Origin of the sequence: Saccharothrix sp. S26 (genome assembly GCF_021390395.1) — a bacterium.
Lineage (GTDB): Bacteria > Actinomycetota > Actinomycetes > Mycobacteriales > Pseudonocardiaceae > Actinosynnema.
Genome location: NZ_JAJUWT010000004.1, coordinates 82,606 through 96,348 on the forward strand (window position 1 = coordinate 82,606; position 13,743 = coordinate 96,348).

Genomic DNA, 13,743 nt, shown 5'->3' on the forward strand with positions numbered 1-13,743 from the left:
GGTGTGCGACAATCACAAAGGGGACCTTCGTGAACTGCCGGGAGACCGAGTGGAACGGCTCCGCGACGCGTACGTCCGGTGATCGGGGCCAGCGCTTCTGACCTGCCCGTACGCCGAATGGAGCGATACGGTGCACAATTATTGGGAAATCGTATCGACCTATTGGCTGCGATGATGCGACGCGCATTCGGCGCGGTACGGCGGCCCGACCTTCATGGGGTGGGTCGGGACGGATGGACCCCGGCACGACGGGGAGTGCGACTCCTGTCGGGAAAGGGGGGACGGGTTCGTGCGCCCGTCCCCCGCCCCCATTCGGCGCGGACCGCGGCACGGGTCTGTTTGCGGTTCGGACCGGCCGGGTAGTCGGTGGGCGTCCGGAGCCCGGTCAGACGGGCTCGTGGTCCTCAGTTGGAGGGCGAGATGACCCACCACTCGACCGTCGGTCGCGTCAAGGTCGCGGGCCTGCAACCCGCCCAGGTGCTGGCAGGCCTGGTCGGCCTGGTCTTCCTCGCGTTGGGTGTGCTGGGCTTCGTGCGCACCGGGTTCGGCGACTTCGCGGGCGACAACCACGCGATGCTGCTCGGGTTCACCCTGAACCCGCTGCACAACGTCGTCCACCTGGCGTTCGGCGTGCTCGGCCTGCTCATGGCGAGCACGTCCGGCCTGGCCCGGCTGTACGGCTGGATCCTGTTCCTCGCCTACGGCGCCGTGGCGCTGTGGGGGCTGGCCCTGGCCGGTGTGTTCGCCACCAACCCGGTCGCGGGCCTGGGCAACCCCCTGGCGCTCAACGTGAACGACAACTGGCTGCACCTCGGCCTCGCCGCCGTGGGCCTGCTGATCGCGGTGCTGCCCGCGCGGCGCAAGATCGTGACGGAACCCCCGGTGGACACCAGCACCGGTGAGCCGATCGCCCCGGTCGGTACCGACGACACCGTCGTCGGCGGGCGCGAGCAGCTCCGTCACCGCCGCGAAGCCAGCATCCGCGACCCCAAGGCCGACCCGGTGACGCAGGAGATGCCGACCCAGCGGGTCGACGACTCGCGGCACGGCGCGCACCCCGACGAGCGGATCGAATCGATGGACCCGACCGTGAACCCGCGGCCGGTCCAGCCGATCGACCCGGCCATCGCGGAGCAGCACAGGTCGCGGTTCAGCCGGTGACGCGCACCGCGCGGCACTGACGCACGTCGGCGGCGCACGGCCCCTGTGGGGACCGTGCGCCGCTGTGCGTCGTGGTCAGGCCGCCGAGTCGAGGCGGTCCACCTGGTCGTCGTCCAGCTTGATCTCCAACGCCCCCAACGTTTCCTCGAGCTGCGCGACGGACGTGGCCCCCACCAGCGGGATGATGTCCTGGCGCAGCAGCCACGCGAGGACGACCTGGTTGACCGTCGCGCCGAGCTCCGCCGCGACCTGGTGCAGCACCTCGAGCCGCCGCGTCGTGCCGGGGTGGTCGTACTCCTGACCCAGCGGCTTGTCCCGGTACCGGCCCGCGAGCAGCGCCGAGTACGCCACCAGCGCCACGTCGCCCTCGGCCGCCGCGTAGTCGAGCAGTTCGTCGGTCATGTGCACGTGACCGCCTTCGGGCAGCGTCACGTTCGGCCGCGGTCGCAGGTAGCTGTAGCGCTGCTGCACGGCGGCGTAGGCGGGCCACCCGTTGGCCCGCGACACCGCCCGTGCCCGCTCGAACCGCCAGGTGGCGTGGTTGCTGGCCGCGATCTCGCGGACCTTGCCCTCCCGCACGAGGGACGCGAACCCGCCGAGCGTGTCCTCCAGCGTGACGCTGCGGTCCTCGATGTGGCTGTAGTAGAGGTCGACGTGGTCCACGCCCAGCCGCTCCAGGCTCGCCGCGGCGGCACGGCGGATCGTGTCACCGGACAGCCCTTCGGCGTTATCCAGGCCCGTGCCCGGCGTCAACGGCCGGGCGCCCACCTTGGTGGCCAACACCATCGCGTCGCGGTTGCCCCGCGCGGCCAGCCAGCGGCCGACCGCCAGCTCGCTCTCGTCACCCGTGCCGCCGTCCCAGAACACGTAGTTGTTCGAGGTGTCCAGGAAGGTGCCGCCCGCCTCGGCGAAGCGGTCCATGATCGCGAACGAGGTCCGGTCGTCCACCCACTTCCCGAACGGCAGCGTGCCCAGTGCCAGGGCGCTGACCTCCAGTGAACCGATGCGCTGTCGTCTCATGGCGGTCAGCCTGGGTGCTGGAGCGCGCTCCAGGTCAAGCCCGGTGGCCCGCGTGGCATGCTGGCGGGCGATGTCGACACTGACGCTGACGAAGTGGGCACCCGCCGTGCTGGCCCTGGTCCTGGTGGCCAGTCCCGGGGTGTGGCGGTACAGCAGGCACGTGATCACGATCGCGCACGAGGCCGGGCACGCCCTCGTCGCGCTGCTCACCGGCCGCCGGCTGGAGGGCATCAAGCTCAACTCCGACACCTCCGGCGTCACGGTGTCGCGCGGACGGCCCACCGGCCTGGCCGTCGTGCTCATGTACTTCGCCGGGTACGTGACGCCGTCGTTGCTCGGGCTGGGCGCGGCGGCGCTGGTGACGGCCGACCAGGTCCGGCCGCTGCTGTGGGCGACGGTGGTGCTGCTGGTCGGGATGCTGGTCATGATCCGCAACGTGTTCGGCGTGGTCTCCGTGGTGGTGACCGGCGCGGTCATGTTCGCCGTGTCCTGGTACGCCACGGCGCCGTGGCAGGCGGCGTTCGCGCTGTTCGTGGCGTGGTTCCTGCTGCTGGGCGGTGTCCGGCCGGTCGGCGAGTTGCAGCGGCGGCGGATGCGCGGGCTGGCGCGGCAGTCGGACGCCGACCAGCTGGCCCGCATCACGCGGGTGCCCGGCCTGGTGTGGGTGCTGCTGTTCGCCGGCGTGACGGTCGGGACGTTGCTGCTGGGCGGGCGGCTGCTGCTGCCGCTGTAGCGGACGTCGCCCGGACGCGGCACGCGTCGTTAGGAGCCGCGGTGGTCGGGTAGTCCAGTCCCGTCGAGGGAGGACGCCATGACCGACACCGTCGCCGACTTCGTGCTGCGCCGACTGCGCGACTGGGGCGTCGAGCACGTGTTCGCCTATCCGGGCGACGGCATCAACGGGCTGGTCGCGGCCTTCGGGCGCAGCGACGACCGGCCCCGGTTCATCCAGTCGCGGCACGAGGAGATGTCCGCGCTGGAGGCCGTCGGGTACGCGAAGTTCAGCGGCCGGGTCGGGGTGTGCCTGGCGACGTCCGGCCCCGGCGCGATCCACCTGCTCAACGGCCTGTACGACGCGAAGCTCGACCACGTGCCCGTGGTCGCGATCGTGGGCCAGACCGCGCGGACCGCGCTCGGCGGCAGCTACCAGCAGGAGATCGACCTGCACGCGCTGTTCAAGGACGTCGCCTCGGAGTACCTGGTGGACGTGGTGGTGCCCGAGCAGCTGCCCAACGCGCTGGACCGGGCCATCCGCACCGCCGAGGCGCAGCGCGCGCCCACCGCGCTGATCATCCCGGCGGACGTGCAGGAGCTGGAGTACTCGCCGCCCGAGCACGCGTTCAAGCACGTGCCGTCGAGCGCGCCCAGCCGGTCGTGGGCGACCGCCGTGCCGTCCGAGGAGGACGTCGAGCGCGCGGTGGAGGTGCTCAACGCGGGGGAGCGGGTCGCGATCCTGGTGGGGCAGGGCGCGCGGGGTGCCGCCGACGAGGTGCGGCAGGTGGCCGACGTGCTCGGCGCGGGCGTGGCGAAGGCGTTGCTGGGCAAGGACGTGCTGCCCGACGACGAGCCGTGGGTGACCGGGTCGATCGGGTTGCTCGGCACGCGGCCCAGCTACGAGCTGATGCGGGACTGCGACACGTTGCTGATCGTCGGGTCGAGCTTCCCGTACTCGCAGTTCCTGCCGGAGTTCGGCAAGGCGCGGGCCGTGCAGGTGGACGTCGACGGGCGGTTCATCGGGATGCGCTACCCGACCGAGGTGAACCTGGTGGGCGACGCGCGGGCGACGTTGCGGGCGATGGTGCCGTTGCTGCGGCGCAAGGAGGACCGCTCCTGGCGGGAGAAGGTCGAGCGCGACGTCGTGGAGTGGTGGGAGACGCTGCGCCGCCAGTCCTTCGTGGACGCCGAGCCGGTCAACCCGATGCGGATCACGTGGGAGCTGTCGCCCCGGCTGCCCGAGGACGCGATCGTGACCGCAGACTCGGGGTCGGCGGCGAACTGGTACGCGCGGCTGGTGAAGCTGCGCGGGAGCATGCGCGGGTCGTTGTCGGGCACGTTGGCGACGATGGGTGCCGGGGTGCCTTACGCGATCGGGGCGAAGTTCGCCCACCCCGAACGGCCGGTGGTGGCGCTGGTCGGCGACGGCGCGATGCAGATGAACGGGCTGGCCGAGCTGATCACGATCGCCCGCTACTGGCAGGAGTGGTCGGACCCGCGGTGCGTGGTGTGCGTGCTGCACAACAACGACCTCAACCAGGTGACGTGGGAGCTGCGGTCCATGGGCGGCGCCCCGAAGTTCGAGCAGTCCCAGGTGCTGCCGGACGTCGGTTACGCGGAGTTCGCCCGGTCGCTCGGGCTGGACGGCGTCGACGTGGACGACCCGGAGGAGCTCGGCGGGGCGTGGGAGCGCGCGTTGTCGGCCTCGCGGCCCGTGGTGCTGGACGTCCGGTGCGACCCGAACACGCCGCCGATCCCGCCGCACACGACGTTCGAACAGGCCAAGGCCACCGCCGAGGCGATGCTCAAGGGCGACCCGGACGCGTGGGACGTGGTCCGGCGCGGGGTGGCGACCAAGGTTCAGGAGTTCCTGCGGGGGTAACCGTCGGTCATGGTGAGCATCGGTTACTTCCTCTCCTGCGAAGAGCACGGTCCGCGCGAGCTGGTGCGGCAGGCGCGGTGGGCGGAGCAGGCCGGCTTCGAGCGCCTGTGGATCTCCGACCACTACCACCCGTGGAACGGCGAGCAGGGCAACAGCCCGTTCGTGTGGTCCGTCATCGGGGCGCTGTCCGAGGTCACGTCGCTGCCCATCACGACCGCCGTCACCTGTCCGACGGTCAGGATTCACCCGGCCGTGGTGGCCCAGGCCGCCGCGACGGCCGCCGTCCAGTGCCAGGGCGGGTTCACCCTCGGGGTGGGCTCCGGCGAGGCGTTGAACGAGCACATCTTCGGCGACCGGTGGCCGTCCGCACCCGAACGGCTGGAGATGCTCGAAGAAGCCGTCGAGGTGATGCGGGCGCTGTGGACCGGCGACGAGGTCAGCCACCGTGGCCGGCACTACACGGTCGAGAACGCGCGCCTCTACACCGTGCCGTCGTCACCCGTCCCGGTGTACGTGTCGGCGTTCGGGCCGAAGGCGGCGCAGCTCGCCGGGCGCATCGGCGACGGCCTGTGCTCCACGATGCCGGACGAGTCGCTGCTGGAGAAGTTCCGCGACGCCGGTGGCGCGGGCAAGCCGACCCAGGCCGGGTTCAAGGTCTGCCACGCGGCCTCGGCCGAGGCGGGCGTGAAGACCGCGCACCGGCTGTGGGCGAACGAGCAGTTGCCCGGTGAACTGGCCCAGGTGCTGCCCACGCCCAAGCACTTCGAGCAGGCGTCCACGCTGGTCACCGAGGAGATGGTGGCCTCGGCGCTGCCCGTGGGGCCCGACCCGCAGCCGTACGTGGACCGGGTGCGCGAGTTCGCGCAGGCGGGCTACGACGAGGTGTACGTCAACCAGATCGGGCCCGACCAGGAGCAGTTCTTCGCGTTCTGGGCGGAGTCGGTGGCGCCTGCGCTGGACGGCGCGGCGGCCGGCGGCGGCAAATCCACCCGCTAGTGACCCATCGATGAGGCGCACCACGTTTGCCCCCGGGGGACCAGCGGGTAAGCCGTGATCAAGCACCTGTGACACCGCAAGGGGGTTCATCCGATGACCAGCACCGCGCGCTTGCCCAAGCCCGTGACCGACGTCTGGGACTGGCAGAAGGAAGGGCTGTGCCGAGGCCGTGACAGCGCGGTCTTCTTCCACCCGGACAACGAGCGCGGCTCCGCCCGGGCCGCCCGTGAGGACAAGGCCAAGCAGCTCTGCGCCCGCTGCCCGGTGGTGGACCCGTGCAGGGAGCACGCGCTGGCGGTCCAGGAGCCCTACGGCGTGTGGGGCGGCATGGGCGAGGACGAGCGCCGCCGCATCATCGCGAGCCGTCGCCGTTCCGCCGCCTGACGGGCCCGACGGCCCGGGTCGGTTCGACTGCCCCCGCCCAGCCGTCACCCGATCGGCTCAGTCCCGCCGGCCGCGCCCGCCCGCGTCGATCGGCGCGACCGGGTTCGACCGGCTGCCTCACGTCCGCCTCGACCGACCGCCTGACCGGCTCGCCCGACCGGCTCCGCCTGCCGGCTCGGACCTGTCCGACCAGCCGGAACCCGGCGACCTGCCAGAACTCGCCCACCCTGTCAGAACCTGCCCGACCAGCCAGACCCGCCCGACCAGCCAGAGCAGCCCCGGCCGCTCGGTCCCGCGACCCCTCCACCCCCTCCACCAGCGGGCCCGGTGCCACCCGGAACGCGAAGAGGCCGCCCGACACACCTGTGCGTCGGGCGGCCTCTCCTCGTGGTCCTACTCGGTCAGGCCCTCGCGCAGTTGCCGCAGCGTCTTGGCCAGCAGCCGCGACACGTGCATCTGCGAGATGCCGACCTTCTGCGCGATCTGGGTCTGCGTCATGTTCCCGAAGAACCGCATCACCACGATCTTGCGCTCCCGCTCGGGCAGCTTCTCCAGCAGCGGGTGCAGCGCCTCCCGCTGCTCGATCGCCTCCAGCTCCGGGTCCTCCTCGCCGAGCGTGCTGCCCAGCGAGATGGAGCTGTCGTCGGCCACGAGCAGGTCGTCCAGCGACGCGCTGTGGTAGGCGTTGCCCGCCGCCAGCCCCTCGTGGATCTCCTCCCGGCTCAGGCCCAGGTGCTGCGCCAGCTCGCTCGGCGTCGGCGCGCGCCCCAGTTGCTGCGACAGCCGCGCCGACCCCGCGTTGATGGCCAGGTGCAGCTCCTTGAGCCGCCGCGGCATCCGCACCGACCAGCTGGAGTCCCGGAAGTACTTCCGGACCTCGCCCATGATCGTCGGCACCGCGAACGACAGGAAGTCGCTGCCGCGCTCCGGGTCGAACCGGTCCACCGCGTTGATCAAGCCGACCGTGGCCACCTGCACCAGGTCGTCGTGCGGCTCGCCGCGGTGGCCGAACCGCCTGGCGATGTGCTTGGCCACGGGCAGGTGCTCGGTCACCAGCTCGTCGCGCAGCCGCTCCCGCTCCGGGTCGTCCTTCGCGGTCGCGGCGAGCCGGACGAACAGCGGCGCCAGGTGGTCGTAGTCACCCTGGGTGCCGGACCGCGTCGTGCCCCCGTCCGACCCCGTCACGCATCCACCGTCCCCAACGACCGCTTGACCAGGTCGATGTGCACCTCGAACGCGTCCGCCTGCGGCGCGACCCACGTCGTGACCGAGTCGACCAGCGCGCTCAGCACGCGCCAGCCGAAGCTGTCCCGGTCGGGAGGCGCCGACCGCTGCGACCCGACCTTGGTGAACACCTGCACCGAACCGTCCACCACCACGAACTGGGCGCTGAGCACCGCGCCCCGCTCGGCCAGCGAGATGAGCGTCGAGCACGCCTCGTCCACCGCCAGCTTCAGATCCTCGATGGAGTCCAGGTCGAAGTCCTGCCGCATGGCGATGTCCGCCGCCACGGCGCGGACGACCGACAGCTGCGTGGGGTCGGCCGCCATCCGCAACTCGACCCCGGCCAGGGCGTTATCCGACTCACCGCTTCGCGGCTCAGTGTGCGACACGCTCACCTCGTCGTCCGTTCTTCTAGTTGTGCTGCTGACGCTATCGGTACCCGAATTGATCGTCGCTCACACGTGTAGCGGGCGCATGGGCTGGGAAGACTGCTTGGTGCGACGGGGGAGGCCTTTTGACCGATCAACTCGCGGACCACCACTGGGGAGTGGAGTTCCCGGCCCAGGCCGGGCAGCTCGCGGCGGTCCGTGCCCGGCTCGACGCCTGGCTGGCCGCCGAGGGGCTGTCCGAGGACGACCGCTACGACCTGCTGCTCGCCGTGAACGAGGCGGCCAGCAACGCCGTGGAGCACGCGTACGGGCCGGATCAGCACGGATTGGTGCACATCGAAGCACAGGCGCGGCCCGACGGCAGCGTGCGCGTGGTCGTCACCGACCACGGCGGCTGGCGCGTGCCGCCGCCCACCCTGAGCGCCCGCGGTCGCGGGCTGCTGCTCATGCGGGAGAACGTGGACGAGGTGCTGGTCGACCGCGGCGCGAACGGCACCACCGTCACCCTGGTCCTCGCGGCGCGGCACACCTCCGGCGGCACGTACCTCGCCGCGCCGACCTCGGCCGACCCGGTCGACGTCACCGCGCGGGACGGCTGGGTCGAGGTGCACGTGCGCGGCGACGTGCCCGCGCACGCCGCGCCCGCCGTCCGGCGGCGCATCCTCACCGCCGCGCGCGGCGGGACCGTGCCGGTGGTGGTGGACCTGATCGCCCTGGGCGAGCACAACGACGGCCTGGTCCGCAGCCTGCGCGCGGTCGCCGAGGCGGCCGCGGCGGCGGGCAACCGGGTCGTGGTGCGCGCACCCGAACACGGCCACGCCCGCCGCGCGCTCGTCGCGGCGGGCGTGGACCAAGTCGTCGACCTGGTGCCGCACGTCTAGGGCTCCGTCACCCGGTTCAGCGGGACCGGTCGGCCTCCAGGGCCTGCTCGACCGACCCGAACACGCTGAACACCTCACCGAGGCCGGTGGCGGCCAGCGGGCGCGTCACCGCCCGCTCCACCGCCACGACGCGGAACTGCGCGTCACGGCGCTTGGCGTGCTGCGACGCCTCCACCAGCACCGCCAGACCCGCAGAACCGAGGAAGCTCACCCCGGACAGGTCCAGCACCAACGTGCTGCCGGCGTCGAGGTGGGGCAGCGCGCCCGCCCGCAGTTGCGGCGCGGTGAGCATGTCGACCTCACCGCTCACCGACACCACGGTGACGCCCTCGGTCGCCGTGCGGACGTCGAGCCCGAGCTGCCCGGCGCGCGGGCTTTCGGCCGCGGCGGACTCGGCTCCGCTCGTCGCCACGACGTCCGGATCCTGAACCGTCACGAGGCACTCCTCTTCAGCTGGGACCGCTGGGTGGGAAGCCCGGACGCGCGAAGTACGCGCGCAGCACTGGACAGCAGCGTGGCGGAAACGGTTCCCCGCTAGCCGGACTTCCCGGCGCGGCTGTTGGCTCAACCGCTGCGCCACCCACCGTACGGAGCCCGTGAAGACACCACAAGCGAGTGGGTAGCGCCCTGATGGCACCAGTGTAGAGGGCCGCGTTCGGTGTGCGGCCGATGGCGAACGGTGAACGGTTTGGTACCGCCGGGGCCGGCTACACCGCAGGGGAAGCGTTCCCGTCCGTCCGGCGCAACTCGGCGACGCAACCGGCCGCCGGTCGCGACCGGGCGCGGAAGCGGAGGTGGTCTCGACCACAGTCGCGCAGAATCGGGTGACGGGGATAACGCCGCGAAGGCCGCGCGCGACATACCCGGTGGAGGGATTTCAGATGAGCACCAGAACGGAAACCGAGTCCGAGCCGGCGAAGCCCCGGGCGGCGCGTGCCCGCACCACAGGCGCGGCGGCGCTGCCCACAGCCCCCTGCAGCGTGGTCTGGAGCCAAGGCCACGCCTACGTGCTCGAAGGTTTCCGGGCCCGCTGGGTCGGCGTCGACGACCGCGGTCGTCCGCAGGCGCTCAGCGGCGCCGAACTTCAGCGCCGCGGCTGGAGCCGCACCCGTTCGAACAACTGAGCGGATCTCGCGGACCCCGAGCCGCGAGTCGACCACCGGGGCACGCCGGGCGGCCCTCTACAGTGCGGACGTGTCGCACGATCCCGCCGACCGGCTGCTGACCATCCCGAACGCGCTGAGCGTGTTGCGGCTGCTCGGCGTGCCCCTGTTCCTCTACCTGCTGCTCGGCCCGCACGCCGACGGCTGGGCCCTGGTCGTGCTGGTCGCGGCGGGCCTCTCGGACTGGCTCGACGGCAAGATCGCCCGGTGGCTCGACCAGGCCAGCAAGCTCGGCGCGCTGCTCGACCCGGCCGCCGACCGGCTCTACATCCTCGCCACGCTGGTCGCGTTCGTCGTGCGCGGCATCGTGCCCTGGTGGGTCGCGGCGGTGCTGGTCGGCCGGGAGCTCGTGGTCGGCTTGTGCCTGCCGGTGCTGCGCAGCCGGGGTTACGGCCCGTTCGAGGTCAACTACCTGGGCAAGGCGGCCACGTTCAACCTGCTCTACGCCTTCCCCATGCTCCTGCTGGCCCAGGGCACCTCCACGGCCGCGCAGGTCGCCCGCCCGGTGGCCTACGCGTTCATGGTCTGGGGCGGGGCCTTGTACCTGTGGTCAGGGGTGCTGTACGTCTACCAGTTCACCCTCGCGGTGCGGCGACGGCCGGGTGTCGCGCCGGCCTGAACGCCGACGTGGGAAGATCCGGCGGAGCGTTGATCCACCGTCATTGAAGGAGCACACCGCGGTGATTCCCGAGGAGCTCAAGTACACCGAGGAACATGAGTGGGTGCTGCGCACTGGTGAGGACACCGTGCGCGTGGGCATCACCGACTACGCCCAGGAGCAGCTCGGCGACGTCGTGTTCGTCCAGCTCCCGGAACTCGGCGAGCAGGTCGCGGCCGGTCAGACGCTGGGCGAGGTGGAGTCGACCAAGAGCGTGTCCGACATCTACGCGCCGCTCGCCGGCGAGGTCGTCGCCCGCAACGACTCGCTGGACCAGCAGCCCGACCTGGTGAACTCCGACCCGTACGGCGAGGGGTGGATGGTGGAGCTGCGGCTGGAGGACCCGACCGCGGTGGACGACCTGCTGGACGCCGCCGCGTACCAGGAGTTGGCGGCCGGGGAGTGACGTCGATCTTCCGGCGGCTCTTCGGTCGGTGGGGGAGCCGCCCCTCAGACAAGGGTTCGGGCACGATAGGTTCTAGCGGTCTTGACGGTTCCAGCAGCAGGAGGAGAGCTCAGGTGAGCACGAACGACGGGCCAGGCGTTCCGCCCGAGCAGTCCCCGGAGCGGACCTCCGTGTTCCGGGCCGACTTCCTCGCCGAGGTCGAGGGCGCCGAGGCGCCCGCCCAGGAGCCTGCCGTCGCGGGTGTCGACGCGCTGCCCGCGGGGTCGGCGCTGCTCGTGGTCAAGCGCGGCCCCAACGCGGGGTCGAGGTTCCTGCTGGACCGCGACACGACGAGCGCGGGACGGCACCCCGACAGCGACATCTTCCTCGACGACGTGACGGTCTCCCGTCGCCACGCCGAGTTCCGCCGCGAGGGCGGCGAGTTCGTGGTCATCGACGTGGGCAGCCTCAACGGCACCTACGTCAACCGCGAGCCCGTCGACCAGGCGGTGCTGGCCAACGGCGACGAGGTCCAGATCGGCAAGTTCCGCCTGGTGTTCCTGACCGGTCCGGGCGCCGGGGGCCAGGGGGCCTGAGCGATGGGGCTCCGGTGACGGCGGCCGGGCGGCCACGCGGGGGGTTGAGCATCGGGGTGGTGCTGGCGCAACTGCGACCCGACTTCCCCGACGTCACCATCTCCAAGATCCGATTCCTGGAGTCGGAGGGGTTGGTCCGCCCGGCGCGCACGGCCTCGGGGTACCGGCAGTTCACGCCCTCGGACGTGGACCGCCTGCGGTACGTGCTGTCCGCGCAACGGGACAGGTACCTGCCGTTGAAGGTCATCAAGGAGCAGTTGGACGCGGCCGACCAGGCCCCGGCGAAGGCGTTGCGCGCGGTCGACCTCTCCCCGGCCGCCGGGCACCGGGTCACCCGCGAGGACCTGCTGGCGCGGGCGGGCATCGACGCGGGCCTGCTGGCCGACCTGGAGCAGCACGGTTTGATCAGGGCCGGTGCGGGCGGGTTCTACGACCACGAGGCGGTGCAGATCGCCTCGACCGCGCGGGCGATGGCCGAGCACGGGCTTCAGGCGCGCCACCTGCGGCCGTTCCGCGCGGCCGCCGACCGCGAGGTCGGGCTGGTGGAGCAGGCCGTGGCCAACGCGCACCGGCGGCGCGACCGCGAGGACGTCGTGCGCGAGTTGGCGGCGCTCTCCGTAACGCTGCACACACTGCTGGTGAAGGTGGGGCTGCGTGACGTCGCAGGTCGCCCGGTTTCGCCGAGGTGACGGCGTGTCCGCATCGTGATCCGAAGGTGCCGGGCGGTTGCGCACAGAGCCCGCTTGGCGGGTAGCGTCGAAACTGTACGTGGGGGATCCTCGTTAGGTAGCGGGGACGCCAGAATTTCAGCGCGCTGAGGGAGGCGAGACCCGATGAGCGAAATGCGCGTCGTCGGCGTGCGGGTGGAACTGCCCGCCAACCAGCCGATCCTGCTGCTGCGCGAAACCGAGGGCGAACGGTACCTGCCGATCTGGATCGGATCGGTCGAGGCCACGGCGATCGCGTTGGAGCAGCAAGGTGTCCGTCCTGCCCGGCCGTTGACGCACGACCTGCTCAAGGACGTCATCGGAGCCCTCGGCCGGCAGCTGGAGCAGGTGCGGATCACCGACCTGCAGGAGGGCACGTACTTCGCGGAACTCGTCTTCGACGGCGACATCCGCGTCTCGGCGCGGCCCAGCGACTCGGTGGCGCTGGCGCTGAGGATCGGCGTGCCGATCCACGCGGAGGAGTCCGTGCTGGCGGAGGCGGGCCTCATCATCCCGGACGAGCAGGAGGACGAGGTCGAGAAGTTCCGCGAGTTCCTCGACTCCGTCTCCCCGGAAGACTTCCGCGGCGCCGACACGTAGTACCGCGGTTCGCGCGCAGGCAGGTGGGCGGGTCGCTCCTCGTGCCGTTCGGGCCGGTTGGTGCGGTCGTCCTGTCGGGTCGCTTGACCGGTGTCGTGCGGTTCAAGAGCGCAAAGATCAAAAGCGTCCTCGCCGGACGGGCAGATCAGCAGGATGACCCCAACTGCCCCCTGGATGCTGCGGTTGCGTCGTGGGTCGGGTTTCGTGTCATCCCACCGACCTCCCTCCGGGCTACCACACGCGTCAAGGGGGCGACATCGGTCAACGCCGCAGCCCGCAGTGGACTACGCCCCCTTGACACGTGCGGTAGGGCAAAGCCAGGTCGGCGGGATGACACGAAGCCCTCCTGCTGAAAAAGGAAGGGCATCGCGGCCTCACCGCGCCGGACGAGACTGAACCCCAGGCCCGCCGGCGACCCCCGATCCCCTCCACTGGGCGTCTTTGCTGCAAAAGTAGGGCTTCGTGTCATCCCGCCGACCTGGCGCAGCCCTACCGCACGTGTCAAGGGGGGCGCGGGTTCAGCTTTGCCCGCGGCCTTCACTGTGGGCCGCGCCCCCCTTGATACGTGTGGTAGCCCTTGTGGAGGTCGGTGGGATGACACGAAACCCGGACCACCCACCCAACCGGACGATCCAGGCGTAGTCGGGGTCATCCTGCTGATCTGCCCGTCCGGCGAGGACAGCTTTTGAAGCTTCTACGTCAACGGTGACAACACCGTCCACCGCCCCACAAGCGCCTCACAGCGCGTCGCGACCCGGCCTCACACCCCACCATCAGGCGTCGCTCGCTCGGGTTACACAACGTCAACCCCGCCTCGCTAAACGATCACTAAACGTCACCCGAATGGCTTACGACGGGCGGCTCTCTCGACCTCTACCTTAGGTTGAGGTCAGACACGCCCCGCGCGTCGCGTTGACCTGCCCCCTAGGCGGTCTTACCGTCGAACTCAGGTGAATTGCCACGGTGTGATTCGGACACCGCGG

The 13,743-nt window shown here is 71.4% G+C and carries 16 protein-coding genes; 12 read left to right on the forward strand and 4 right to left on the reverse strand.

Features of this window, described 5'->3' with window-relative positions:
• Window positions 1–420: 420 nt before the first annotated feature.
• Window positions 421–1,161 (forward strand): DUF4383 domain-containing protein, encoded by a 741-nt coding sequence (locus tag LZG04_RS07490; protein ID WP_233814586.1) that lies wholly within the window; start codon window positions 421–423, stop codon window positions 1,159–1,161.
• Window positions 1,162–1,236: 75 nt separating this feature from the next.
• Here the strand turns inward: LZG04_RS07490 and LZG04_RS07495 are convergent, their stop codons facing one another.
• Window positions 1,237–2,181: an aldo/keto reductase gene (locus LZG04_RS07495; RefSeq protein ID WP_233814588.1), complete on the reverse strand. Its 945-nt coding sequence runs from the start codon at window positions 2,179–2,181 to the stop codon at window positions 1,237–1,239.
• A 70-nt stretch (window positions 2,182–2,251) separates the two neighbouring features.
• Between LZG04_RS07495 and LZG04_RS07500 the strand changes: the two genes are divergently transcribed.
• From LZG04_RS07500 to LZG04_RS07515, 4 genes are all read left to right on the forward strand, one after another.
• Window positions 2,252–2,914, forward strand: coding sequence for a M50 family metallopeptidase (locus tag LZG04_RS07500; RefSeq protein ID WP_233814590.1), 663 nt, complete (start codon window positions 2,252–2,254; stop codon window positions 2,912–2,914).
• A gap of 78 nt (window positions 2,915–2,992) precedes the next feature.
• Entirely contained in the window at window positions 2,993–4,777 is a 1,785-nt protein-coding gene (locus tag LZG04_RS07505; protein WP_233814592.1) for a thiamine pyrophosphate-requiring protein, read from the forward strand.
• Between the two features lie 9 nt (window positions 4,778–4,786).
• Complete coding sequence (locus LZG04_RS07510; protein ID WP_233814594.1) at window positions 4,787–5,773, forward strand: TIGR03557 family F420-dependent LLM class oxidoreductase; 987 nt, start codon at window positions 4,787–4,789, stop codon at window positions 5,771–5,773.
• Window positions 5,774–5,866: 93 nt separating this feature from the next.
• Window positions 5,867–6,157, forward strand: a complete 291-nt coding sequence (locus LZG04_RS07515; protein WP_233814596.1) for a WhiB family transcriptional regulator — start codon at window positions 5,867–5,869, stop codon at window positions 6,155–6,157.
• A gap of 393 nt (window positions 6,158–6,550) precedes the next feature.
• Here the strand turns inward: LZG04_RS07515 and LZG04_RS07525 are convergent, their stop codons facing one another.
• The gene (locus LZG04_RS07525) at window positions 6,551–7,342 is read right to left on the reverse strand and encodes a SigB/SigF/SigG family RNA polymerase sigma factor (RefSeq protein WP_308198994.1); all 792 of its coding nucleotides are present in this window, start codon (window positions 7,340–7,342) and stop codon (window positions 6,551–6,553) included.
• Window positions 7,339–7,770 (reverse strand): ATP-binding protein, encoded by a 432-nt coding sequence (locus LZG04_RS07530; protein WP_233814599.1) that lies wholly within the window; start codon window positions 7,768–7,770, stop codon window positions 7,339–7,341. The genes LZG04_RS07525 and LZG04_RS07530 overlap by 4 nt, the downstream gene beginning before the upstream one ends.
• Window positions 7,771–7,895: 125 nt before the next feature.
• On the opposite strand from LZG04_RS07530, the gene LZG04_RS07535 reads away from it, so the two are divergent.
• Window positions 7,896–8,651, forward strand: a complete 756-nt coding sequence (locus LZG04_RS07535; RefSeq protein WP_233814601.1) for an ATP-binding protein — start codon at window positions 7,896–7,898, stop codon at window positions 8,649–8,651.
• 16 nt (window positions 8,652–8,667) lie between these two features.
• Here LZG04_RS07535 and LZG04_RS07540 read toward each other — a convergent pair whose 3' ends face one another.
• Entirely contained in the window at window positions 8,668–9,087 is a 420-nt protein-coding gene (locus LZG04_RS07540; protein ID WP_233814603.1) for an STAS domain-containing protein, read from the reverse strand.
• A 445-nt stretch (window positions 9,088–9,532) separates the two neighbouring features.
• Here LZG04_RS07540 and LZG04_RS07545 point away from each other — a divergent pair, with 445 nt between their 5' ends.
• From LZG04_RS07545 to LZG04_RS07570, 6 genes are all read left to right on the forward strand, one after another.
• Entirely contained in the window at window positions 9,533–9,775 is a 243-nt protein-coding gene (locus LZG04_RS07545; RefSeq protein WP_233814605.1) for a hypothetical protein, read from the forward strand.
• Window positions 9,776–9,845: 70 nt separating this feature from the next.
• Window positions 9,846–10,433, forward strand: coding sequence for a CDP-alcohol phosphatidyltransferase family protein (locus LZG04_RS07550; RefSeq protein WP_233814606.1), 588 nt, complete (start codon window positions 9,846–9,848; stop codon window positions 10,431–10,433).
• A 61-nt stretch (window positions 10,434–10,494) separates the two neighbouring features.
• A complete protein-coding gene (gcvH, locus tag LZG04_RS07555; protein WP_233814608.1) occupies window positions 10,495–10,878 on the forward strand; it encodes a glycine cleavage system protein GcvH in 384 nt (127 codons plus the stop codon).
• Window positions 10,879–10,991: 113 nt separating this feature from the next.
• Window positions 10,992–11,453 carry a glycogen accumulation regulator GarA gene (garA, locus tag LZG04_RS07560; RefSeq protein WP_033427969.1) on the forward strand — a complete coding sequence of 154 codons (462 nt, stop codon included), beginning with the start codon at window positions 10,992–10,994 and terminating at the stop codon, window positions 11,451–11,453.
• Between the two features lie 14 nt (window positions 11,454–11,467).
• Window positions 11,468–12,142, forward strand: coding sequence for a MerR family transcriptional regulator (locus LZG04_RS07565; protein WP_233814610.1), 675 nt, complete (start codon window positions 11,468–11,470; stop codon window positions 12,140–12,142).
• 144 nt (window positions 12,143–12,286) lie between these two features.
• Complete coding sequence (locus LZG04_RS07570) at window positions 12,287–12,760, forward strand: bifunctional nuclease family protein (RefSeq protein ID WP_053720858.1); 474 nt, start codon at window positions 12,287–12,289, stop codon at window positions 12,758–12,760.
• Window positions 12,761–13,743 lie beyond the last annotated feature (983 nt).